The organism is Aquimarina longa SW024, assembly GCF_001401755.1.
Lineage (GTDB): Bacteria > Bacteroidota > Bacteroidia > Flavobacteriales > Flavobacteriaceae > Aquimarina > Aquimarina longa.
The window spans coordinates 38,577-62,646 of record NZ_KQ474100.1 but is presented as its reverse complement, the minus strand read 5'-3'; the positions used below and the strand labels follow the sequence as shown (position 1 = coordinate 62,646).

Below are 24,070 nucleotides of genomic sequence, written 5' to 3'. Positions count from 1 at the left end.
AGAATATACAAGTATCAAAAATAACATAAATATATCATTTTAGTAATCAAATACAATAATTTTGTAGAAAAATAAAAACATATATTACAATGGATTTAAATAGTTTTTTTGAAGAACTTTGGAAACAATATACTTTAAAAACCCCATCAGCAAAAACGATAAAATCTTTATTAGAAGCAGAGGGTAATACTGTTTTTAATGATCATATTGCTATACGTACTTTTAATGATCCTAGAGTAGCTATTGATGTTTTAGCAAAGCCCTTTATCAATATGGGATATGAACCAAAAGATGAATATCATTTTCAATCAAAAAAACTGTATGCCAGACACTTCGAACACAAAAATGATCCTAATGCTCCAAAAATATTTATTAGTGAATTGCTCTTAGAAGAGTTTTCTACAGAACTAAATACTACTATTAAGGCTATTTTAGATTCAGTAGATCCTCAATTGTTCTTACAAAATGATCTTGTTTTAAAAGGTAGAGTTTGGTCAACACCAAGTATTAAAATCTATGAAGATCTTCTTGCTGTATCAGAGTATGCTGCTTGGATGTATGTTAATGGTTTTTGTTCCAATCATTTTACAGTAAATGTTAATCAATTAAACAGTTTTAAAAGCCTTACTGAAGTGAATGGTTTTCTTAAAGATAATGGTTTTAAAATGAATACTTCTGGAGGTGAGATAAAAGGTTCTCCATCACAATTATTAGAGCAATCCAGCATCTTAGCAGATGTAATAGAAGTAAAATTTAAAGAAAATGTTAAAAAAATAACCTCATGTTATTACGAGTTTTCTTATCGATATAAAGATCCTGAAAACACCATTTTTAATGGCTTTATTGCAGATTCTGCTGATAAAATATTTGAAAGTACAGACATGCAATTACAGAAAAATAACTCATAATTATTAACAAAAAATTAAGACCTCTACTTACAGAATACGAAATTTGTGACGTTATATTTCGAGAACTAAATATTAAACCTATTTACTATGATTAAACGTATTTTTATTATTACAACTTTCTTATTAGGTGCTGTAAGTACAATTCAATCACAAGAATTTTCTAAGCATGCTCTTGGGCTACGATTAGGGGATAATGATGGTTTTGGCATAGAGGTTTCTTATCAACTGGGATTAAACAGTGAAAATAGATTAGAATTTGATCTAGGATGGAGAGATGAAAGATATTTTAACGCTATAAAAATGGCTGGTATATACCAATGGGTATTTAACTTAGATAAAGGTTTTAATTGGTATGTTGGACCAGGAGGTGGATTAATCTTTGTAGATTATGATAATGACACTATTAAAGGTGATGATAGTGATGCTTTTGTTTTTATAGCTGGTGATATTGGTATCGAGTATAATTTTGATATTCCGTTACTTATCTCATTAGACCTAAGGCCCGAAATAGCTTTTGGGGATAATCATCATGATGATTTAGATTTCGATATAGGAATAGGAATACGTTACCAATTTTAATTCCTAATTGAAGAATATAATTAATTTTACGTAGGCTTACTTGCCTAGACGACAATCAAAATAATCCAAAAAAACCTCATAAAGTTTATTATGAGGTTTTTTTTATACAAAAGATACATCTTTATTTAACTATGCATACCCCAATCCAATAAAGAAATAAAAAAACTTAAAGAGACATAGAGCGTATTGTTTTCATTACAAATAAAAATTTATACAATGGTTGTTTTTGATATATGCTCTATATAAAATGGTAGGTTGTACATTTTTTGGTGATCATATTACAGCTCACAATAGCTATTTCAATCTTTTCAGAAAGATACTTATAACTCTTTAAATAATTTGGAAGACTTGGTTTTATATAGGCATAGTAATATTTATATGTGTAATCATTAAAAATAATGCTAACTTATTCTAAATTATGAGTTGTTCAACAGCTATTTATCTTTCATTTCTTTTACACCTCATTTTTCATGTTTTATCTAAACAAACAAGTCTATAGTCTAATATCTTTTGATTGGCAATCAACAAATATTACTTCTAGAATATTGCCAATGCACTCTCGTATAGGGCTATATATTTAGGAACGATTGTATTAACATCAAATTTTTTAGCTTCATTATATGCATTTTGTTTAAACCTTTCTAATACATTATCATCTTCCAAAATTCGAATTGCATTTTCGGACATTTCTTTCACATTACCTACATCACTTAGATATCCTGATACCCCCTGTGTATTTACTTCTGGAATTCCACCCGCATTACTGGATATCACAGGCACCTTATTTACCATTGCTTCTAAAGCTGCTAATCCAAAGCTTTCTCTTTCTGAGGGTAATAAAAATAAATCTGAAAAACATAAAATCTTATCTATTTCATTACTATTCCCAAAGAAAACTACCTTATCTTTTATCCCTAATTCTTTACATTTTTTTTCTGCTGGTCCACGCTCAGGTCCTTCTCCTACCATCAATAACTTAGCAGGAATTTTTTTCTGAATATTATAAAATATATCTACAATATCCGAAATACGTTTTACTACTCTAAAATTACTTATATGAGTTACAATACGTTCTTCTGGGGTTGCCATTACTTCTCGTTGGCAATCTGTAAAACTAGTTTGTCTTTGACTTACATCAATAAAATTAGGGACTACTTCTATATTTTTTTTAATATCAAATAAGCGTAGTGTATCGTCTTTAAGACTTTGGGATACAGAAGTGACAATATCACTTTTATTAATACTAAACGTTACTGCGGGTTTATAAAAAGGATGATTACCTACTAATGTAATATCAGTACCATGTAATGTCGTTACCATAGGAATATGAATTCCTTCTTCTTCTAACATCTTTTTTGCCATATATCCTGCGTAGGCATGTGGTATAGCATAGTGTACATGTAGGATATCAATATTATATTTTTTAATCGTCCCAACCAGCTTACTAGATAATGCTAATTCATAGGGTTGGTAATGAAAAAGTGGGTATGCAGGAACACTAACTTCGTGAAAATGAATATTAGGATTCAATAAATTTAAACGAACGGGTTGTTTATAGGTAATAAAATGAACTTCATGATTCAATTTAGCCAAAGCAATTCCCAATTCTGTAGCAACTACTCCACTACCTCCAAAGGTAGGATAACAAACAATAGCAATTTTCATGTATTTAGATTTCTTTCGTCCACAAGGTACAAGAAAATTAGTATTGTTAATTGTTAAAGATATTTTAAAAAGTCTATTATCCTCTTCTCTAAACACTCTTAATATAATTCAATCTACTGAAAATATACACTTTACCATATAAAACAAATTCTATTTTTTATTTTTATTCTCAGAAATTCTACTATAGAACTTAAAACATTAATTTATCGTATTACTAAAATCTACCATCATTTCTATAGTATATATTTTAATTAACCTATATTTAGACGCAACATTTTCTATAAAATGCATCTATTAAAAAAAAGCAAATGAAAATATATTTTCTAATTTCTGTTATTGGAATATTACTTCTAAGTTGTACAAATGATGATGATTCAGAACAATCTTCATTTATTGGAAAAACTTTTGATCATCTTTATTTTAAAACTGAACAAGAATGTACAAATGCACAAACTAATCAAGATTTTTTCATAAACTGTCATCAAGAATTAAGTTTTACGGATAATAAAAAGGCAGTGATTATGCTAACAGACATAAGATACTCTGTTAATTATACTATTGAAGGTAATAAAATAATAATAAACGCATCACCTAGCACATCGGGTTTTCTGAATAACATGACGTTTGAAATCATAAATGCATCTTCTCTAAAACTTATTAATGATCATACAACCTGGAATGAACGTATAGGTAATACTTTATGGGATTAGGGGGTATAAACTCAATTCAAAAATAACTCGATTCTAGATATACAGATAGATATTCATTTCCTGAATGTAAATGTCTATTTCTTTAGTGTAAATACTAATTTCCTGAATGTAAATGCCTATTTCTTTAATGTAAATGTTAATTTCCTGAATGTAAATGCCTATTTCTTTAGTGTAAATACTAATTTCCTGAATGTAAATGCCTATTTCTTTAGTGTAAATACTAATTTCCTGAATGTAAATGCCTATTTCTTTAGTGTAAATACTAATTTCCTGAATGTAAATGCCTATTTCTTTACAATAGAAATGATATCACTCGTAAAATTATAGAAGTATAAAAGAAAAAAGCAGATCATAAGCCGGATTCTGTGTATTCGTATACTACGAATATCCTTATCATTTATCTAGGCAATTAATTACTTAATAGCTCTAACCGCCTACCCTCCAACATTAGGCGCACAACCCTTAAAAGCTGGTATACATGGCGTTGCACCGCATAGAGTTTACCTGGTTTCACTACAGCATTACCTGTACATACTTTCTGTTGCACTTGTCCTCATCTCGCGATGGACGGGCGTTACCCGCTATACTGTGCTACGGTGTCCGGACTTTCCTCTCTTCGCATATGCGAACAGCGATAAAGTGATCTGCTTTGATGCAAAAGTATTATAATTATAATGGTAGTGTTTAAAATTGAAGATTATTTTTTAACTGTTAATAACTATACATAAAAAATGAATGTTATCATTTCTTATTTATATGCAATTTTTAACTTTGTATCGATGGAGCATTTTATAGTATCAGCACGTAAATATAGACCTCAGACATTTAGAGATGTTGTAGGGCAACAGGCTATTACTAATACATTACTAAATGCTATAGATAATAATCACCTTGCTCAAGCATTATTATTTACTGGTCCTCGTGGTGTAGGAAAAACGTCTTGTGCCAGAATTTTGGCAAAAACTATTAATCAGGATGGAGAACAGCACCCTGATGAAGATTTTGCTTTTAATATTTTTGAACTGGATGCTGCTTCGAATAATTCTGTAGACGATATCCGAAGCCTTATTGATCAGGTACGAATCCCTCCTCAAGTAGGAAAATATAAGGTATATATCATTGATGAGGTTCATATGTTATCACAAGCAGCTTTTAATGCTTTTCTAAAAACATTAGAAGAACCTCCTAAACATGCTATTTTTATTCTGGCAACTACCGAGAAGCATAAAATTATACCTACCATATTATCACGCTGTCAGATATTTGATTTTAAACGCATCACAGTAACCGATGCTAAAAATCATTTAATGCAGGTGGCTACTCAAGAAGGAATTACTGCAGATGAAGATGCTTTACAAATTATCGCACAAAAAGCAGATGGTGCTATGCGAGATGCATTATCAATATTTGACCGAGTAGTAAGTTTTAGTGGAAAAAATCTTACACGCCAAGCTGTTACTGAAAATCTTAACGTACTAGATTACGAAACATATTTTAAAACTACAGATTTAGTACTAGAAAACAATATCCCTCAATTACTTTTAGAATTTAATGAGATTCTAGCACAAGGGTTTGATGGTCATCACTATATTTCTGGTCTGGCATCACATTTTAGAGACTTGCTAGTTTGTAAAAATCAAGCAACTATTAATTTACTTGAAGTAGGGGAACAAACAAAATCGAAATATTTAGAACAATCTAAGAAAGCACCTCATAGTTTTCTCATTAAAGGTATAGAACTCGCTAATGATTGTGATCTAAAGTATAAAACTAGTCGTAATCAACGACTCCTCGTAGAGTTATCATTAATGCAGCTTGCCTCTATCCTTATCGATGGAGAAAAAAAAAATGACAGACCGTACATAATTCCTCCTTCATATTTTAAAGATAAAGGTATTGAAGCCGTTACAATTTCATCAGAGGTAAAAGAAAAAGCAACAAAAAAAGTTGAATTAAGACAACAAGATCATAATTCACAACAAGCTAAAGAGCATCCTCAATCCCCTCCTTCCGCTACCAATACTAGTACTAAAACTACTGAAACCAAAGAAAACCTCCCACAAAAAGAGATTCCACCTCCTGTAGTCCTAGATAAAAAAACAAGCAGTATTCTTAATAAAAAACGACATACTTCTGGGTTATCTTTGAGCAGTATTAGAAAGAAAAAAGAACACGAAGAAAATAAAGAAGAGAAAATTGTCGATCCTCAAAATTTACCCAGAGAAGAATTTACAGAAGCACAAATACAAGAAGCTTGGATAGCATATGGTAAGATGCAGGATAAAAAAGGAGAACGTATTATTGGATCTATGTTTGCCATGAATATCCCAAAACTGAATAAAGAAACTATCTTATTAGAATTACCTAACCAATCAATGAAAGTAGATCTTGAAGCTGCGCAATCAGGATTACTACAATTCTTATACAAAAAATTAAACAATTATAGTATACAGCTTACTATTACTGTAAATGAAGAGGCTTCAAAAAAATATGCCTTTACACCACAAGACAAATACGATAAATTAAGAGAAAAAAACCCGCTTATAGATAAATTGCGTTCTTCTTTTGACTTAGATATATAAGTCAATAACCTTAGGGAAAACCTACGAAATATAAAAAAGAAAAAACTTTAACCATTTTGATACAAACATCGAACAATTAAACACGCTAGTGGGATTAGCACCAAATTAGTGAATATAGGAGTTAATTCTTTCCCTTTTTAGAAGGTCTTTTAAAACGGTTTCTATCTTTAATTTTGTTGTATAAAACTACAATAACCACAAATAAACCTAGCAATAACATTCCTCCTCTTCCTGTTAAGTAATCAAATATTTCCATTAAAAATTCTATTTTTCGAATTAGTAGCCTTTAAAAAAGAAAACTTACAATTCTAACTACTTATCATAAAATAATAAATGTTAGAATACCTTTATAGCATACCTTCATCTATTTAATCCGTGTTATGTAATAGAAAATCTAGTGTGTCTGAAATTGTTGCAAACACCATCGCTTTACTAAATTTTCAAGCGTTATAACTAAGTTGTATTACATCATTCGGGTTTACTCTATTTTGCCTACTATTCATAAAATTAATTGATTTTATGAATAGTATTAAAAAGATCAGTCTTACTTCTATATATTTGTGTAATTTTTTTTAAGAACCTTATAAAAGAAGATGTATGTTAGGCCTTAAACTCCCTACAGATCCTAGATGGGTAAATATCGTAGAAAAAAACATTGAAGAAATACTTACGGATCATGCTTATTGTGAGCAAAAAGCTACTTCGACTGCAATATCTCTTATTGTTAGTTTTCCAGAATATACAGAGCTAGTACAGGAGATGATTAAACTTGTAAAAGAAGAGGTTAGTCATTTTAAAATGGTACATGATAAAATCATAGAACGAGGTTGGGTTCTGGGAAGAGATAGAAAAGATGACTATGTAGTTCAATTAATTACTTTTTTTCCTAAAGGAGGAAGTAGAACTACCCAATTAGTACATCGGCTATTATATGCAGCATTGATTGAAGCTAGAAGTTGTGAGCGTTTTAAATTACTTTCTGAGGAATTAGAAGATAAGGAACTAGCTGATTTTTATAGAAGCTTAATGATTAGTGAAGCTAATCATTATACTATGTTTTTAAATTTTGCACGTACATACGGGGATCGCAATGAAGTTGATAAAAAATGGGAGGATTTACTAGTTTATGAAGCAAAAATCATGAAAGATCTTGGTAATAAAGAAACTATACACGGTTAATTTTAGTTTCTCTATTATTTTCTAGTCATCTAAAAACATTACTTATATAATATAGAATAAGGCTGTCAAAAGACAGCCTTATTCATTACATCACATATAGATTTACTAAAATCTGAACTGTGAAAACGGATTATTATACCGAATAATTTTCTAAAAACAACCTAAAAGAAAAAACATATTGATTAGTTCTAATTATTCATAAACCATATGTTGATGCATAGGTAATAAGTAACAGTTATCGTTCTATAGTGGTATAAAAGCAGATACTTTATAAAATTCGTCTGATGCACCTACATCAGTAACCAAGTTTGCTCCTCCAGAAAACCTAAAGGCAATACCATTATCTAATTTTACTTTAACAGATGCTCCCAGAAAACGATATACCTGAATACTTTTATTAACATCATCATTTTCTAAATTCATAAAAGCTAATTCTTCAAAAAACCCACCTACGACAAGGCGTTTACTAACATTTATACCTGGTGCTGCCCAGAAAAGAAAAAGATCTTTGCTCGAAGTATTATCAGTATCTCTGATTGATTTATAGTACGCTATGTATGCTTCTACATCAAAAATATTATCGTGATACGCTACAAATGTATTAGGTATTATTGATTCGCCTACTTTGGTTCCTTTTGCATCAGAAAAGAATTTACCGTGCCCAAATCCTATTCCTGGATTAAGGTACATTTTTCCATCTAATAATTTAAATCCAAGACCAACACCGGTTTCTAATAACTGATCACTACCTTTTTCTGGGTTACCAAAAGAGGTATTAGTCCAAAAAACACTATACATCGTAATATCAAAACTTTTATTGGTTTCAAAATTTCCAAAAAATATGGGCGAAAATCCTGCAACACTATTCTGTATAATCTTGGTTGCAAATGTTGTTTTCTTTTTTTCTTTTTTTTCTTGTGCCTGTACACAGTTCTGTATAAATAATGCTACTACTATTATTATTAATTTTTTCATGATTTTAGTTTATTATATGTGAGTTTACTTTTTAATAATTGGTTTATTTTTATAAATAATTTAATGTGTTTGAGTGATTTGATTTTGGTTAGAAGTATTAAAATCAGGAGCTCTTTTATCTACAAAGGCTTGCATACCTTCTTTTTGATGTTCTGTTGCAAATAATGCATGGAACGCCCTTCTCTCGAATAAAACACCTTCTCGAACTCCTAATTCTAAAGCTCTGTCTACAGTTTCTCTTGCTACCATAGTGGTTGTTTTACTATATGACGCTATAGTATGTGCACTTTCTATTGATTCTTCGAGTAATTTTTCTGAAGGAATAATACGAGCTACCAATCCTGCACGTTCTGCCTCTATAGCACCAATCATACGACCTGTAAGAATTAGATCCATTGCTTTGGTTTTACCTACAGCTCTTGTTAATCGCTGTGTACCTCCGATTCCTGGTATAACTCCTAATTTAATTTCTGGTTGTCCAAATTTTGCAGTATCTGATGCATATATAATATCACACATCATAGCGAGTTCACATCCTCCTCCTAAAGCATACCCTGATACGGCTGCTATTTTTGGTGTGCGTATTGCTGTGAATTGCTCCCATCCCGAAAAATAGTCTTCATGAAACATATCCATATAGGATTTATCTTTCATTTCTTTGATATCTGCTCCTGCAGCAAATGCTTTTTCTGATCCTGTGATCACAAAACATCCTACATCAGGATCTGTATCTAATTTCTGCATCGTAGATACTATTTCCTGCATCAATGCTCCATTGAGCGCGTTTAATGCTTTTGGTCGATTTAAAGTTATAATCACTACCCGTTTTCTTTGTTCGACTTTAATATTCATATTTCTAATTTTTATATAGTTATCCCTGTGGTATTTTCTTTATAGAAAATCCATATAGCTGTCATTCTTTTATATTTCTTAAATTGTATTCTGAAGAATTTATATTATGATGAGGTCATAACATATTTATTTTTTTAAGAATCCCATATTGCACCATATGCAGGTATGCCTCTGCTTTCCATACCATATACTACCTGCCAAGTCAGTTTTTTATTAGAAATACATATCACTGCTTCGGCATCAAAATCCTTATATGCTTTGTATGCTAACTTAACCATATCTGGTTTTCCAAATTCATCAGTATTCCAGATAATAGCTTCTGGTTGTACCTCCAAAATTTCGTCTACTAGATCATCTCCATACGTTTTTCTTGGGTTTCTGGTTGCCCAAATTAATCGTGCAGGTACTTCTTTAGAGAACAGATGAGGTAAACACGGCCCTATACCACTACCTGTTGCTACCCAAATTACTTTCTTAAAAAGCTTATCTACATTTCCTACACCAGCTGTAGTAATTCCTTTTACCCATAAATACTCTGGCATATCATCAATAAGATCTCCTGTCCAATCCCCTGCTCTAGAAATTGTTAATCTAAACCCTTCTTTTCCTGGTTCGGGTACATTCGCAAACGAATGCCACTCCATAAGAGGATCACGACTTATTGCTGTAGATGATCCTGCAAAAGGTGTATCTCCATAATTAAATCGTGCTAGAATAACATGATTAGAAGGTCTTGTAATATCTACTTTTACCTTTTTTAATCGCATCCATGGTAATGCTATACTTATTGTTATGACTACCAATAACCAAAAACTAAGAGAATTGAATACTACTTCTGAAAACTCTAAAGTTGAATTTTGAGTTCTTATAACAAGGATCATTTGTACCCAAAATAACACTAGTGCTGTCCATCCTCCAAAACGATGTGTTTTTTCAAAATTATTATGAAACTTTGCTCTTATACGTGGCAATGCCATACTGATCATAAAAATTAAAATTCCTGAAAGTAAAGAGGTTACCCATAATAGGGATATACTCTTAGGGGTATCTTTTAATTGATTAAAAAAATCATAATATAAGGATCCCATGAATACTAAAAACCAAAGTGTTCCGCTTACTGTTCCTCCAATATGAATTCCTCCAAAATGATATACTTTACCTGCTCTTCTCCTTATTGATAATGGCCAACTTGTAGGAATACTTGTTGCTAACCAAAACAAGAAATTAATTATATACTGCTGCCTGATAAGAATTCCAATCGTAAAATTAACTAATGTAATCTTTGATATAAGATCTAAACGTATCTGATCGCCTGACCACCAGTTACCCTCTACGATACCATAAATACCTATTCCTATATTCGCTAGTAGTAACAATGCAAATAAGCGATAATAGTGCATCAATTTTTCTCCTTTCCATGCACTGCTAAAAGATGATTTTTGTGGAGGTAATACTACTGTATCTAAGTTAGGAATTTCATTTTTTTCGATATTTTTTTGAATTATTTGTTTCACTTCTTTTGTTTGACTATCCTCTTCATTTTTTTGAGAAACCTGATCTAATAATTTTTTTTTATCTATTTTACCACGATTTGTCATAGGAAGTTCGGGCATTGCAACTACTATAGCAGGAACACAGTAATATGGTAATACTTCATCCACTTTCTTTTTAACTTCTTCTGGATCAACATTTTCTGGACTAACAAAAGAAACTAATGTTCTATTATCTTTTTTAAAAGTTATTGCTCTTTTGCATTCGGGCATTTTTTCTATAATTGAGGTTACAGAATCTAATTCTACTCTAAACCCGCATACTTTTACCTGATCATCTGTTCTTCCTAAATGTTCTAACTCTCCATCAGAAGTCCACCTTCCTAAGTCTCTAGTTCTAAACATTTTTTTACCATTTCTCAGAAAAGGATCATCAATATATCGCTCGTTCGTTAGCTTTTGATTATTAATGTACCCATGAGTGACACAATGTCCTCCTGCCCACATTTCTCCTGCTTCTCCTATCTTACAAGGTTCTAAGTTTTCATTTAAAACATATACTGTATTATTAGGAGTAGGTTTTCCTATAGAGAGTATGTCATCTGTTGGAAAAAATCGTTTTATAGTATTAACAATTGTCGTTTCTGTAGGGCCACAAGAATTATGAAAAGCACAGAATGATGCCCATTTCTCAGCCAAAACTCTAGGACAAGGCTCTCCTGCTACTATAGCAACACGTATATTTTTACAGAGCTCTACATCTAAAGAACTAAGAATAGTTGGTGTAGAAATTACTACATCTACTTTACTTACTGTCTCCTGAATATTTTTTCCTCGTATTACTAATGTAGCTCCATTTGCTAAGCTTCCTAGAATCTCCCAAACAGACATATCAAAAGCAATACTCAGAATTTGCGCTACTTTTAATCCTGGTTTCATTCCTAAGTTACCAGGTTCTGTTAGCAGTATATTACATGTATTCTCGTGTGTTACCTGAACTCCATTTGGATCTCCTGTTGTTCCTGATGTAAAAATTATATAACAAACATCTTTCTCAGAAATCGAAATATCCGGAAGGTTCACCTTTTTCTTAACATTCACGTTAGCTTTTAGAAAATCATCTATAACTATATGTTCTGTCTTATTAATATCTGGTACTAAATCTTTAAACTGAGAAAGTGTTAGTACTACATTAATAGATGCAGAATTGATAACATACCTTAACTGCTCATCTTTTGCTAATCCAATATGCTGAGGCACATAAGCAGCTCCAATTTTTAGAGTTGCTAATATTCCCACTAGCATTGGTATAGATCGTTGCACAAACAATCCTACATTATCTCCTTTTTTTACTCCTCTTTTAATTAATTCTAAAGCGAGTAAATTAGCTTGATCATCTAATGCTCTATAAGTAATAGATGTATCTAGATGATGAGCCGCAATAACGTCTGGACTAATTTTAGCATGAGCCTCAAAAGCATGATGTATACATCTGTATGGTATTCTAGTGATTGGTCCTTGTCCAAATCTTTGAAAAAGATATTGATCCGATAGTGATAAATTAGCTAATGGTACTTTTGAAAAAGTATCTCCAGGCACTATCGGTATTGGACCAAAAGTATCTCGCATTTCTGCTTCAGAAATAGCGTGATCGATTATTGTCTCCATAAGTTGATGTATTAATAGGGGCTTATTAATTGACAATAATTGAAAGATCTAATCAAATTGTTTCTAAAAACAACAAAAGGATTATACAGTGATAAATTTTGATAATTCATAATAATATATAATTAAGATTAATGAAATATTTAATAATGTCATAGCTCAAAATTATAGCAACCAAAAAAGTTTTGATATAAAAAATCTAACACAAAATCATCTATATATTACTTATCAGAAAGTCTATTTTATGGTTAACCCGTAAAAAAAATGCTTGTTAATTGGAAGAATATTATTATTAATATAACAATATTTTAACAACTACACTAGTTTATCCTTAGTTATACACATAAAAAAAAGTTAAAAAAATGAACTGGACAAGCTTAGAATTACTCAACATTCTAACAAAAAATGATATCTATATGCATAGTACATATACTCTAAATGAGTACATCGTACATAAAGAAGATATTGTGGATAATATATCTTTTATTGTAGAAGGTGTTGTAAAAGTTAGTTGTATTAATGAGAACGGACATGAAGTGATTGTAGCTATACTTCATAAAAATCAAACATTCGGAGGTAGTGAAACATTTAAAAACTCAAATGTTAGTTACAATTTTAAATCTATTGATAAAAAAACGATTATTCATAAATTTAGCATGAATAGTATTCATGAAATTATACGCCAAAATAATCATCTTCAAAAAGATTTATTTTTAATCTGGAAAGAGAAACATCGTTTATTTGAAGAACGAATTAGAGTTTTGAATATTAAATCTACTCCATTAAGATTAATAGAAGTTTTTGTAGAATTTAAAGAAAAATTCGGGCATTCGTGCCCTGACTCAGAAAATATAATAATCAATTCTCCTTTAGATCAGGAAGAACTCGCTAACTATATTAGAACATCAAGGGTAAGTGTTAATATTATTATACAAAAACTAAAATATAAATCTCTAATAAAATATCAGCAACAAAAAATCGTCTTAAAAAAAGAGTTTTTCAATTACTTATCTGTATAATATCATTTCTAAAATGAATCAGATTAGTTCTCGTTTGAATTTATCTTAAAAGAAAAAGAAAGCATTTATTGTAATAAATTAGAGTAAACAAAATATTGTATGAAACACTATTAGAACTATAACTTATTCTTATGCTAAAAAAGGTTTTTCCCTGAGCTTAAAAAGTAAAAATGATGAGTAGGTATACCTTATATACTTACTCATCATTTTGTTTTTCATTATACAATGATTTTATAATTCCATCAGACAGTCCTATTTTGGGAACATAAATTTCTCTAGCACCACTCCACTTCATAGCAGAGAGGTAGATCCGAGTTGCTGGAATAATAACGTCTGCCCTATCTTGATTTAAATTAAGTTGCCAGATTCTTTCCTCATAAGTTAGAGAATTCAGTAATTTATAATAAGAGCTTAGATACAAAAATGATAAGGTTTTACCTGTAGTTTTATTGCTATTCTTAAAAATATTATTAATGTTTCCTCCTGACCCAATTAGTGATATTGCTGTATAATTTTTTGTATTTTCTTTAATCCATTGCTCTACATCCACCCATATATCACTAGAAACCAAATTATTAAGAAGTCTCACTGTACCTAATTTAAAAGATTTAGAGACAATCGTATTTCCACTATCATAAAGAGTAAACTCAGTACTACCTCCTCCTACATCTACATATAAATAAGTAGCGTCTGTATTAACTAATTCATTAAGGTCTGTCATCGCAATTATAGCTGCTTCATCCTTTCCATCAATAATATTTATCTGAATACCTGTTTTTTCCTTTATCAGCTGAACTAACTCTTCTCCATTCTCAGCTTCTCTCATTGCTGATGTAGCACATGCTTTATATCTAACAACTTTATGTGTTTTCATTAATAGCTGATAAGCTTGCATTGCATCAATCATTCTTACAATATTTTCTGAAGAAACTCGCTTGGATTTAAAAACATCTTCTCCCAACCGTATAGGCACACGAATAAGGCTTGTTTTTTTAAACCTAGTAACCTTACCTTCTTCTTCGTGGATACTGCTTATCAATAATCTTACTGCATTAGAGCCAATATCAATAGCTCCATATTTTTCTATAGTTAACAAAATAATTAATTTCCTAGTTTTTTTAAATAATAGTTATATGTTGCTATTTGTGACCTTACTTTAGGTTTATCATTTCTAATGTACGCATTATCTTGGTTTTTAGAAAGTTTTCTAGCTTTGACATTATCACTCCAGCAAATATCAAAAGTTTCCATTAATTCTAATTTAATATCTTCATCATAGATCGGACAAGATATCTCCACTCTTCTATCTAGATTACGTGTCATCCAATCGGCTGATGATATATATACTTTTGGATCTCCTCCATTATGAAACATGTATAATCTAGGGTGTTCAAGAAATTTATCGATTATACTTATTACTCTTATATTTTCGCTCATCTCTGGAATGCCTGGAACTAAACAACAAATACCACGTATAATTAAATCTATTTTTACTCCTGCTCTGCTAGCTTCATATAACTTATCAATCATATCATAATCGCTAATACTATTCAGTTTTAGCTTAATCCATGATTCTTTACCAGCTTTAACATTATCAATCTCTTTATCTATTAGTTTTACTAAAGATGATCTCGTATAATGGGGAGAAACTAATAAATGCTTATATCGGTATACTTTATAATTTATTTCAAAAAACTTAAAGATCCTATTTGTTTCTTTTAAGATTGCTTCATTTGTGGTAAACAGTGTATAATCTGTATAGATTTTTGCTGTAGACTCATTAAAGTTTCCTGTACTTATAAAACCATACCTCTTTAATTTTCCTTTTTCTTCTCGTTCAATTACACATGCTTTGCAATGAACTTTTAACCCTGTAACACCAAAAATTAGGTTCACACCTTCTCTTTGCATTTGCTCTGCATAGCGGATATTGGCTGCTTCATCAAAACGAGCTTGTAATTCTATTTGTACAAGTACTTTTTTTCCATTCTTAGCGGCATTTATTAAAGAACTAGCTATATGTGATATGCTAGCCAATCTATATATTGTAATTTTTATACTTTTTACTTTAGGATCAATTGCAGCTTCTCTTAAAAACTTTACGGTATAAGAAAAAGTATGGTAAGGTGTATACTGTAAAAAATCTTTTTTAGCTATTTTATCGAGTAGACTACCTTGTAAAACTAATCCTGGTATTGCTAAAGGTTTTATTTGTTGATATACCAACTGTAAATCCTGTAAATCTGGAAAATTCATGTAATCTCTACGATTATGATATCTTCCTCCAGGTATTATACTATCTGTATTATCTACTCCCATTTTTTGCATTAAAAAATCAAGAGTATCTTTTTCTATAGTTTTATCATAAACAAATCGAACTGGTTCACCGTCTCTTCTAGATTTTACGCTACTAGAAATTTTTTGAATAAAACTTTTACTTAGATCATTATCAAAATCTAACTGCGCATCTCTAGTAATTTTAATCATATGAGCTGATGCGCTTATATAATCAAAAATACTAAAATTAATATGCATACAGTATCGTATTAAATCATCTAAAATGATAATGTATTGTTTCCCTTCTTTTTCTGGAAGTACTACAAATCGTTCTGTATTCTTAGGGATTTCAATCAGAGCATATATCTTCTCTTTAGTAGTTTGTTGCAATATTTTAGAAATTCTTCCTTCTTTGGGGATCATTTCTTTTAGAACAAGTTTTACTGCTAGATATGCTACACTATCTTTTAAATGAGGAAATTTTTCAAGATCATTAAGAATATAAGTTACTAGAGCTGGACTAACTTTAGTCACAAAATAATTACGGATAAAGGCATCCTGATCTGGAGTTACTTGATTTTCAGTAATAATAAAAATATTACGTTTCTCTAGTTCGTTTTTTATTTTATCAATAGTTTTAAGGCTTTCTGCTTGTTGTTTAATAACAATAGCTGTTATTTTTTCTAATAACTTACTAGCTGTTGTACCTTTTAATACATTTTTGCCATCTTTTCCTGCCAGATCAATCCTTTTAATAGTTGCATATCTAACTTTAAAAAATTCATCTAAATTATTTGAGAATATCCCAATAAAACGTAGTCTTTCTAGTAACGGCACTGTATTATCTGCAGCTTCTTGCAAGACTCTAGCATTAAATTGCAGCCAACTTAATTCTCTATTAATATACTGATTATTAACGTTTATCGACATTATCTTAAAATTTTAGGGGTAATTACTCTTAGGGTTTTTCCTACAGATATAGTACTCCATTTATCATCTTCAAATTCCATCACTACTACTCCTGTTGTAGGTAAATTATCTATATGTTTATCTCCAAAAAAATTAGCTATAGAAGTAAAGGCATGATTATGCCCGAATATCATTAAAGAATTAATCTGATCATTACATTTTTTTATGATATCAATAACCATACTTCCTTCAAAATCATATAGATTCGGTTCTAAATGAAATATACCTTCAGAAATATCTAAATGACTTGTAATTATTCTTGCAGTAGTACGTGCCCTCTCTGCTGGGCTACACAAAACCATATCTAATGATTTTATCAGTGTTTTCAGCTCTTCGCCAACTAATTCAGCATCTCTCAATCCTTTTTCATTAAGTGGTCTTTTAATATCAGGTAAATCAAATTCCCATGAGGATTTTGCATGCCTAATCATATATAAAGTTTTCATAACCCCAATACTATTTTTATAGAAACATAGTTATTTTATACAAGTTTAAGGATTCGATTTTACAAATCTTACTATTAAGTGCATAAAATATCATTTTTTGTATAAAAAATAAAATGATAATTCTTGCTTTTTAAAATCTCAAATCGTAATAAAAAGCAATTTAAAAAAAGGTAAAATAATGAAAATGAATAGAATACAACCTATGGCTTTAATCGATAAAAACAGCATTTACATCGAAAATGTGTTTTTTTTCTAACAAAATCAAATGTTAAAATATAAATTTACATACGGTTTTCCCTTAAATCATAGTGTTACCCCCAATATTATGAGTACAAACTCATAATATCGATTATTATAGGGTTATAAAAAAGCAAAAAAGTGGAAAAAGTTATTTCTAATAAAAAAAGCCTTGTATGGTTTTATAATTCATGGATAATAGTTCTTCTATATTTCCTTGGATTGTCTATGATGTATAGTCAGGTAGAAGTACCTCTTAAGAAACGTACTGAATTAACGCTTAAGGGAGATTTTAAATTTGTATCTAACACAATTTTAGGCAAAGTAAGTAATGATGATGGATCTGGCATATTCGATCCTAATAAAAGTTACAACAATGGTGGATTAAACAATCAATTTAGAATGGGGTTTATCGATATTGATAATGATCCTAGTACGTTTAATTCTAGTAGCGCAGATCTAAATATAAACTCTAAATGTAATACAATTAAACATGTAGGTCTATATTGGACCGCTGCTTATGCTGATGAAACCAGAGAACATGATATTACCTCTATAAAAATAAAATATCCTGGACAAAAATCTTATGTTACTATTAATGATGGTAAAGTAATCCATGACTATTACAAAGATGATAACTCATTGTTTCAGCAATATTCATGCTATAAAGACATTACTGCAGATGTATTAGGTCTAGAAAATCCATTAGGCACATACACTGTTGCAAATATTCCTGCTACAACATCTGCTATAAATGATGATCAATCCTTAGGTAATGGTCTAGCTGCAGGATGGACAATGGTGGTTGTTTATGAAGATGATACCAAACCTCGAAAAAGATTTTACATATATGATGGGTTTGTAAATATTGATTCCAAAGCAAAACCCGTAGCATTCTCTTTTAATAATTTTCAAACCATCCCAAAAGGAGCTGTTCATGGTAAAATAGGCGTAATTGCATATGAAGGTGATAAAGGAATTATTGGAGATCGTTTTCAGGCATTATCTAATGAAAGTAATAAATATAAAAGTCTTGCAGATGGTGTTAATCCTATGAATAACTTTTTTAATGCCAATATAACCGAAAACGGAAAAAATATTACATCTAGAGTACCTGCTAGTCAGAATACATTAGGATATGATGCTGATCTATTCGATATTAAAAATATAAGAAACAGTATCATTGGTAATAACCAAACTGAAGCTAAATTTAGATTATCAACCAACAATGATGGGTATTCTGTAATGGCAGTAGCATTTAGCATAGAAATATATGAGCCTGCTATACACATTGTAAAAAGATCAAAGCATACTGATAATAATAATTATATCAACCCCAATGATGTTTTGACTCCCAATCAAGAAATAACATACAATCTTACGGTATATAATGATGGTAATGATGACGCTAAGAATACTATTATTAAAGATATTTTACCTAAAAATGTAATCTTTTCTGAAAAATCATTAGTAGTACCAACTAAAAAAATTAAGGTAAATTTTGATAAAACTTCGAGAGTATTAAAATTTATTATACCCAATAAAATGGTAAAAAAAGATAGTGAGCCTTTTAAAATTAGTTATAATGTTATTGTTGATACTAGTTGCGAGTCAATCAACACTATAGATGACATAATGGTAGTGGATCAACCTATTACAGCTGAATTTAATGGAACATTAAATGAAACTGTTAAATACTCTAAAGGCTATAACCATATTAATTCTTGTAAGCTACCCGATTTTTATCAATTTAAATTAGCTATTGATATTAGCACATTAAACTGTCCTAATGTAGATCGTCTTGTATCTATTTCTAAAAAGAAAATCAATAATCAGTTTAATACAAATATCCCTGTAGAGACAGATAAAATAAGTAAATCTGGAAATACTAAAAGTGGAGGGATCACCTCTGAAGATATCGTACAATATCCTACTACTCCAAAATCATCCTTAAAATCAGATGTAAAATTAAACAAAACAATAAATGATCTTATAAATTTAAATGAAATTTATTTTGATTTTGATAAATGGGAAATCACTCAAAAAGCAAAAACTGAGCTTAACAAAGTGGTACGAATTATGAAAGAAGATTACCCAAACATGGTAATAAAGATAGAAACACATTCTGATAGCCGAGGAGGAGAAAGTTACAATTTAACTCTTTCACAAAAAAGAGCTAAATCAATATATAACTACCTAGTTAAATGTAATATATCTAAAAATAGAATTCTATCATATATTGGTTTTGGGGAAAGCAAACCTGTTAATAATTGTAAAGATGGTCAAAATTGTTCTGAAGATCAATATCAGAAAAATAGACGATCTAGTTTCGTAATCATGTAATACCCATCTTATCTCTATGTAGTAAGTATAACCTAAAGATTAGATTATCGTAGTATCATGGTGATAATCTTTCTTTTATCCAACTCCCTTTTTGATTAGAAAATCGAATACGATCATGTAACCGATTGGCTCTACCTTGCCAGAATTCGAACTCTATAGGTTCAATACAATATCCTCCCCAAGATTGAGGTTTTGGAATTTCTTTATCTTTGTATTCACTTTCTAGTGATTTTAATCTTTTTTCTAAATACTCTCTAGATTTGATCACATTGCTCTGATCAGAAGCCAAAGCTCCTAATTGACTTCCTCTAGGACGTGATAGAAAATAACGCAAACTAATCTCTTCTTCTATTTTTAATGCAATTCCTTTGATTATAACTTGCCGTTCTAAATTAGGCCAAAAAAAAGAAATACAAACCTTATTATTATGTGCTATAGCCTTCCCTTTTTCTGAATCATAATTGGTGTAAAACACAAAACCTTTTTCATCAAAATGCTTAAGTAATACTATTCTAGCCTTTGGATACCCATCCAATCCTGTAGTAGTAATTGTCATTGCATTAGCTTCTTCAACACCACCTGCTGCCTCTACTTGTTTAAACCAATCAGAAAAAAGTACAACAGGAGATTCCGGAAGATCTTCTTCTTCTAAAAAACTTTTTTCGTATGACTTTCTATATGCTGTAAGATCTCTATTCATAATTAAAAAATAATATGCAATTTACTTATTTTTGAAGCACAGAAAATAATAATCAGTTATTATTTTTTATCAGTATTCAATAGTTAAACACTTTACCATCATCTGCTATTTCCACGTTATCAAAAACAGTTTTAGCTTCATCCTTAAACATTTCAATCGTATTGTATCTAGTAGAATAATGCCCCAGAATTAAGGTTCCTACATTAGCTTTTTTAGCAATACTGGCCGCTTCAATAGCTGAGCTATGCCCTGTCATAGCACATAAATGTTTATGGCTTTCTAAAAAAGTGGATTCGTGATATAATACTGTAGCGTTTTTGATCAATGCTATTTTTGATTCATCATACTTCGTATCACTACAATACGCATAGCTTTTAGCAGGCTTAGGAGGACCTGTAAGCTCTTTATTAAGGATTACATTACCATTATCTAAAATAACATCTTTTCCTCTTTTAATTGACTTATAATAGGCTTTATCTATATCATAATTCAGTACTTTATCAATCAATAATGTTCGATCTCCTTGTTTTTCCTGAAACAAAAAACCATTACAATAGATTCGATGTTGTAAAGGTATTGTACGTACCACAACTTTATCATCTTCGTAAATAATTTCTGATTCCGAAGCAGTAAGTTCATGAAAATGAAGAGGGTAATCTGTCCAAGAGTTAGATAACTTTAATTGTAATGTAATTACCTCCTTAATGCCTTTAGGTCCATAAATATGAAGTGGTGTATCTCTACCAAGCATTCTAAATGTAGATACTAAACCAATCAATCCAAAGAAATGATCACCGTGTAGGTGTGAAATAAAAATATGTTGTATTCTAGAAAATCGAATTTTATTTCTTCTTAACTCTACCTGAGTTCCTTCTCCACAATCAATCAAAAAAAGATGATTATTGATATCTAGTACCTGAGATGTAGGATTCGTAAATGTTCTAGGGGTGGCAGAATAACAGCCTAAAATGGTAAGCTTCAAAATTTTTTTTTATTTATTGAATAGGTTGTGAATATAATTCAATCTTATCTGTAAATCAATCTAATACTGAAAAGAATTAAAAGAAGTTAATAAAGCTATGTAGCCATTCGCATCTAGATCTCTTCTATATCCCGTTACTCCTAATACTTCTCCTGTTTTATTTATAACTAAGATTACAGGAAAAACCCATTTCTTATTATATCTTTTAGCCAATTTCTCATTCTTCTTTTGTTGGATACGAGAAAGTCTATTTTTTTTTCGTTTTGGAAAATCAGCCTTTACCCAAATAAAGTTTTTAGCAGCAAAATCTATAAATTCTTCCTTAGAAAATATAGTCTTTTCTAGCTTAATACAAGGGGGACACCAATCTGATCCGGTAAAAAGTATTACAATATTTTGATTTGTTTCTTTTGCTATTGTTTTTGCTTGATCAAAATCATATTTCCAGTCCTGAGCAATACCATTTTGGGTAAGAACTAAAAACAATAGTACTACTGTAAAATGTATTAATCTATTCATAATACATCAGACGAAAAACACTATTCATAATTACAAAAATGGTTGGTTTTCTTATAAACCAAGATCTCTTTCTATCTCTTCCATTTCTACTAAATCATATGCTTCCTGCAATGTTGGCACAATTGTAATTTCTTCTAAAATCTCTTCATAAGAAATTTTATTGGTAACAATTACAAATGAATGTTTGGATGCTTTATGAGTATTAGAAATTCTTAAGAATTCATTAATATCATCTACTGAAACTCCTGCTAGTGAAAACAAGTTAATGATAATATTATCATTTTTCAGAGTATCATATTTATTCTCTATTCCTTTAACAAATTCAACAATTGTAGTTTTTTCTTGTGTAATTATAGTTAAAGAACCTTGCTTATTAAAAATCATAAATTATTGTTTAATTTTTGAAGCTAAAAGATATATTACAGCCATTCTCACTGCCACTCCATTCTGTACCTGATCTAATATAATGGCTTGACTAGAATCCGCTACATCACTCGTAATTTCTACTCCACGATTGATCGGACCTGGATGCATGATCACAATTTCTTTATTCAAACTGTCTAACATCTTTTTATCTACTCCAAATTGTTGTGTATATTCTCGGGTCGAAGGGAAATAACTAATTTCCATTCTTTCATTTTGTACTCGTAACATATTAGCAACATCACACCACTCTAAAGCTTTCCTAAGGTCTGTTTCGACCTGAACTCCTAATTTTTCGATATACTTAGGAATAAGAGTTTTAGGTCCACAAACCTTTACTTCAGCTCCTTGTAGTTTTAATGCAAAAATATTAGACAATGCAACTCTAGAATGTAAAATATCTCCTACTATAACAATTTTTTTTCCTTCTACTTCCCCTAATCGTTCTCGTATAGAATAAGAATCTAATAAAGCCTGAGTAGGATGTTCGTGTGCTCCATCTCCTGCATTTACAATACTAGCATCAACATGCTTAGAAAGAAAAACTCCTGCTCCTGGATTAGGATGTCTCATTACTACCATATCAACTTTCATAGAAAGAATATTATTAACGGTATCAATCAGAGTTTCACCTTTTTTTACAGAGGAAGATGCCGCAGAAAAATTAATTACATCTGCAGAAAGTCTTTTTTCTGCCAACTCAAAAGACAATCTTGTTCTTGTACTATTTTCAAAAAAAAGATTAGCTATAGTAATATCTCTAAGCGAAGGAACTTTTTTGATTGGTCGATTGATCACTTCTTTAAAGTGATCAGCCGTTTCAAAAATCAAATTTATATCTTCTTTATTTAAATATTTTATGCCCAGTAAGTGATCTACACTTAATTCGCTCATTCGCATTAATTTATATTTTTAAATATACAGTTTTTATATTAAAAAAGCCTCTAATTATCGATCAAATACACTGCATCTTCTCCTCCATTTTCTATCCAATCTACTTTTACCTTTTCTTGATTTATAGCATCAACTTGTCTACCTCTATAATTTGGTTGTATTGGTAGATGTCTACTAAAACGTCTGTCTATCAATGTCAATAATTCGATTTCTTGTGGTCTTCCAAAAGATTGCATAGCTGTTAAAGCTGCTCTAATACTTCTTCCTGTATACAACACATCATCAATAAACACTATTCGTTTATCTTCTACTATAAAATCAATATGAGTTTTATTAGCTTCTAGAGTTTTTTCTCCTCTTCTAAAATCATCTCTGTAAAATGTAATATCTAGATATCCTAACTTAACATCAGTAACTTGATAATCTTTTACTAGAATATTTTTGATGCGATCTGCCAAAAAAGTACCTCTAGGCTGAATTCCTATTAGAACTGTATCATTAAAATGAGTGTGATTCTCTATTAATTGACAAGCCAAACGGTGCAGAATTATATCAACCTCTTTCGCACTAAGTAATAATTTTTGACTCATAATTTCCTAATGATATTCAAGAATACAAAAGTAATCAAAATTTCGAATTTTAATAGCGAGTAGACA

21 protein-coding genes and 1 other RNA gene are annotated in these 24,070 nt (G+C 30.3%); 7 read left to right on the top strand and 15 right to left on the bottom strand.

Going from position 1 to position 24,070, the window contains the following annotated elements; genetic code table 11:
• The first annotated feature begins 89 nt into the window (after nt 1–89).
• Both N456_RS12795 and N456_RS12790 read left to right on the top strand, forming a co-directional pair.
• Nucleotides 90–908, top strand: coding sequence for a DUF1338 domain-containing protein (locus N456_RS12795; RefSeq protein ID WP_062057667.1), 819 nt, complete (start codon nt 90–92; stop codon nt 906–908).
• 90 nt (nt 909–998) lie between these two features.
• Entirely contained in the window at nt 999–1,487 is a 489-nt protein-coding gene (locus tag N456_RS12790) for a hypothetical protein (RefSeq protein ID WP_062058627.1), read from the top strand.
• Between the two features lie 537 nt (nt 1,488–2,024).
• Here the strand turns inward: N456_RS12790 and bshA are convergent.
• Complete coding sequence (gene bshA, locus N456_RS12785) at nt 2,025–3,152, bottom strand: N-acetyl-alpha-D-glucosaminyl L-malate synthase BshA (protein WP_062057664.1); 1,128 nt, start codon at nt 3,150–3,152, stop codon at nt 2,025–2,027.
• A gap of 308 nt (nt 3,153–3,460) precedes the next feature.
• Here bshA and N456_RS12780 point away from each other — a divergent pair, with 308 nt between their 5' ends.
• Nucleotides 3,461–3,862, top strand: a complete 402-nt coding sequence (locus tag N456_RS12780) for a hypothetical protein (protein WP_062057661.1) — start codon at nt 3,461–3,463, stop codon at nt 3,860–3,862.
• Nucleotides 3,863–4,199: 337 nt separating this feature from the next.
• On the opposite strand, the gene rnpB is transcribed toward N456_RS12780, so the two are convergent.
• An RNA gene (gene rnpB / locus N456_RS12775) (RNase P RNA component class A) lies at nt 4,200–4,513 on the bottom strand.
• Nucleotides 4,514–4,641: 128 nt separating this feature from the next.
• On the opposite strand from rnpB, the gene N456_RS12770 reads away from it, so the two are divergent.
• Nucleotides 4,642–6,444 carry a DNA polymerase III subunit gamma/tau gene (locus tag N456_RS12770; RefSeq protein ID WP_062058626.1) on the top strand — a complete coding sequence of 601 codons (1,803 nt, stop codon included), beginning with the start codon at nt 4,642–4,644 and terminating at the stop codon, nt 6,442–6,444.
• Between the two features lie 121 nt (nt 6,445–6,565).
• Here the strand turns inward: N456_RS12770 and N456_RS25165 are convergent, their stop codons facing one another.
• Nucleotides 6,566–6,700 (bottom strand): hypothetical protein, encoded by a 135-nt coding sequence (locus N456_RS25165; protein WP_262482838.1) that lies wholly within the window; start codon nt 6,698–6,700, stop codon nt 6,566–6,568.
• A 341-nt stretch (nt 6,701–7,041) separates the two neighbouring features.
• On the opposite strand from N456_RS25165, the gene N456_RS12765 reads away from it, so the two are divergent.
• On the top strand, nt 7,042–7,623 hold the full coding sequence (locus N456_RS12765; RefSeq protein ID WP_062057658.1) for a MiaE family protein: 582 nt from the start codon (nt 7,042–7,044) through the stop codon (nt 7,621–7,623).
• A 243-nt stretch (nt 7,624–7,866) separates the two neighbouring features.
• Here N456_RS12765 and N456_RS12760 read toward each other — a convergent pair whose 3' ends face one another.
• The 3 genes from N456_RS12760 to N456_RS24870 form a co-directional block, all read right to left on the bottom strand.
• Nucleotides 7,867–8,598, bottom strand: coding sequence for a DUF6733 family protein (locus N456_RS12760; RefSeq protein WP_062057655.1), 732 nt, complete (start codon nt 8,596–8,598; stop codon nt 7,867–7,869).
• A gap of 60 nt (nt 8,599–8,658) precedes the next feature.
• Nucleotides 8,659–9,450: an enoyl-CoA hydratase gene (locus N456_RS12755; RefSeq protein ID WP_062057652.1), complete on the bottom strand. Its 792-nt coding sequence runs from the start codon at nt 9,448–9,450 to the stop codon at nt 8,659–8,661.
• Between the two features lie 134 nt (nt 9,451–9,584).
• A complete protein-coding gene (locus tag N456_RS24870) occupies nt 9,585–12,608 on the bottom strand; it encodes an amino acid adenylation domain-containing protein (protein ID WP_205410272.1) in 3,024 nt (1,007 codons plus the stop codon).
• 359 nt (nt 12,609–12,967) lie between these two features.
• Here N456_RS24870 and N456_RS12745 point away from each other — a divergent pair, with 359 nt between their 5' ends.
• Nucleotides 12,968–13,624, top strand: a complete 657-nt coding sequence (locus N456_RS12745; RefSeq protein WP_062057649.1) for a Crp/Fnr family transcriptional regulator — start codon at nt 12,968–12,970, stop codon at nt 13,622–13,624.
• A 196-nt stretch (nt 13,625–13,820) separates the two neighbouring features.
• Here the strand turns inward: N456_RS12745 and N456_RS12740 are convergent, their stop codons facing one another.
• Genes N456_RS12740 through N456_RS12730 form a run of 3 tightly spaced genes read right to left on the bottom strand, consistent with a single transcriptional unit; the run spans nt 13,821 to nt 17,316 of the window.
• Nucleotides 13,821–14,720: a Ppx/GppA phosphatase family protein gene (locus N456_RS12740; RefSeq protein WP_062057646.1), complete on the bottom strand. Its 900-nt coding sequence runs from the start codon at nt 14,718–14,720 to the stop codon at nt 13,821–13,823.
• A 5-nt stretch (nt 14,721–14,725) separates the two neighbouring features.
• Nucleotides 14,726–16,831, bottom strand: a complete 2,106-nt coding sequence (gene ppk1, locus N456_RS12735) for a polyphosphate kinase 1 (protein WP_062057643.1) — start codon at nt 16,829–16,831, stop codon at nt 14,726–14,728.
• The gene (locus tag N456_RS12730; RefSeq protein ID WP_082422525.1) at nt 16,831–17,316 is read right to left on the bottom strand and encodes a SixA phosphatase family protein; all 486 of its coding nucleotides are present in this window, start codon (nt 17,314–17,316) and stop codon (nt 16,831–16,833) included. The genes ppk1 and N456_RS12730 overlap by 1 nt, the downstream gene beginning before the upstream one ends.
• Before the next feature lie 378 nt (nt 17,317–17,694).
• Between N456_RS12730 and N456_RS12725 the strand changes: the two genes are divergently transcribed.
• A complete protein-coding gene (locus N456_RS12725; RefSeq protein ID WP_062057637.1) occupies nt 17,695–19,896 on the top strand; it encodes an OmpA family protein in 2,202 nt (733 codons plus the stop codon).
• 55 nt (nt 19,897–19,951) lie between these two features.
• Here the strand turns inward: N456_RS12725 and pdxH are convergent, their stop codons facing one another.
• The 6 genes from pdxH to pyrR form a co-directional block, all read right to left on the bottom strand.
• Nucleotides 19,952–20,596 carry a pyridoxamine 5'-phosphate oxidase gene (pdxH, locus tag N456_RS12720; protein WP_062057634.1) on the bottom strand — a complete coding sequence of 215 codons (645 nt, stop codon included), beginning with the start codon at nt 20,594–20,596 and terminating at the stop codon, nt 19,952–19,954.
• A gap of 76 nt (nt 20,597–20,672) precedes the next feature.
• The gene (locus N456_RS12715; RefSeq protein WP_062057631.1) at nt 20,673–21,578 is read right to left on the bottom strand and encodes a ribonuclease Z; all 906 of its coding nucleotides are present in this window, start codon (nt 21,576–21,578) and stop codon (nt 20,673–20,675) included.
• A gap of 60 nt (nt 21,579–21,638) precedes the next feature.
• Nucleotides 21,639–22,097, bottom strand: a complete 459-nt coding sequence (locus N456_RS12710; RefSeq protein WP_082422524.1) for a thioredoxin family protein — start codon at nt 22,095–22,097, stop codon at nt 21,639–21,641.
• 51 nt (nt 22,098–22,148) lie between these two features.
• Nucleotides 22,149–22,481, bottom strand: coding sequence for a hypothetical protein (locus tag N456_RS12705; protein ID WP_062057628.1), 333 nt, complete (start codon nt 22,479–22,481; stop codon nt 22,149–22,151).
• A gap of 3 nt (nt 22,482–22,484) precedes the next feature.
• Complete coding sequence (locus N456_RS12700; protein WP_062058621.1) at nt 22,485–23,414, bottom strand: aspartate carbamoyltransferase catalytic subunit; 930 nt, start codon at nt 23,412–23,414, stop codon at nt 22,485–22,487.
• Between the two features lie 50 nt (nt 23,415–23,464).
• The gene (gene pyrR / locus N456_RS12695) at nt 23,465–24,004 is read right to left on the bottom strand and encodes a bifunctional pyr operon transcriptional regulator/uracil phosphoribosyltransferase PyrR (RefSeq protein WP_062057625.1); all 540 of its coding nucleotides are present in this window, start codon (nt 24,002–24,004) and stop codon (nt 23,465–23,467) included.
• Nucleotides 24,005–24,070: the final 66 nt, after the last annotated feature.

Bases quoted from the DNA above. Each gene is read 5' to 3' on its own strand.
- N456_RS12795 (WP_062057667.1), top strand. From the start codon at position 90: ATGGATTTAAATAGTTTTTTTGAAGAACTTTGGAAACAATATACTTTA.
- bshA (WP_062057664.1), bottom strand. From the start codon at position 3,152: ATGAAAATTGCTATTGTTTGTTATCCTACCTTTGGAGGTAGTGGAGTA.
- N456_RS12780 (WP_062057661.1), top strand. From the start codon at position 3,461: ATGAAAATATATTTTCTAATTTCTGTTATTGGAATATTACTTCTAAGT.
- N456_RS12770 (WP_062058626.1), top strand. From the start codon at position 4,642: ATGGAGCATTTTATAGTATCAGCACGTAAATATAGACCTCAGACATTT.
- N456_RS25165 (WP_262482838.1), bottom strand. From the start codon at position 6,700: ATGGAAATATTTGATTACTTAACAGGAAGAGGAGGAATGTTATTGCTA.
- N456_RS12765 (WP_062057658.1), top strand. From the start codon at position 7,042: ATGTTAGGCCTTAAACTCCCTACAGATCCTAGATGGGTAAATATCGTA.
- N456_RS12760 (WP_062057655.1), bottom strand. From the start codon at position 8,598: ATGAAAAAATTAATAATAATAGTAGTAGCATTATTTATACAGAACTGT.
- N456_RS12755 (WP_062057652.1), bottom strand. From the start codon at position 9,450: ATGAATATTAAAGTCGAACAAAGAAAACGGGTAGTGATTATAACTTTA.
- N456_RS24870 (WP_205410272.1), bottom strand. From the start codon at position 12,608: ATGGAGACAATAATCGATCACGCTATTTCTGAAGCAGAAATGCGAGAT.
- N456_RS12745 (WP_062057649.1), top strand. From the start codon at position 12,968: ATGAACTGGACAAGCTTAGAATTACTCAACATTCTAACAAAAAATGAT.
- ppk1 (WP_062057643.1), bottom strand. From the start codon at position 16,831: ATGTCGATAAACGTTAATAATCAGTATATTAATAGAGAATTAAGTTGG.
- N456_RS12730 (WP_082422525.1), bottom strand. From the start codon at position 17,316: ATGAAAACTTTATATATGATTAGGCATGCAAAATCCTCATGGGAATTT.
- pdxH (WP_062057634.1), bottom strand. From the start codon at position 20,596: ATGAATAGAGATCTTACAGCATATAGAAAGTCATACGAAAAAAGTTTT.
- N456_RS12710 (WP_082422524.1), bottom strand. From the start codon at position 22,097: ATGAATAGATTAATACATTTTACAGTAGTACTATTGTTTTTAGTTCTT.
- N456_RS12705 (WP_062057628.1), bottom strand. From the start codon at position 22,481: ATGATTTTTAATAAGCAAGGTTCTTTAACTATAATTACACAAGAAAAA.
- N456_RS12700 (WP_062058621.1), bottom strand. From the start codon at position 23,414: ATGAGCGAATTAAGTGTAGATCACTTACTGGGCATAAAATATTTAAAT.
- pyrR (WP_062057625.1), bottom strand. From the start codon at position 24,004: ATGAGTCAAAAATTATTACTTAGTGCGAAAGAGGTTGATATAATTCTG.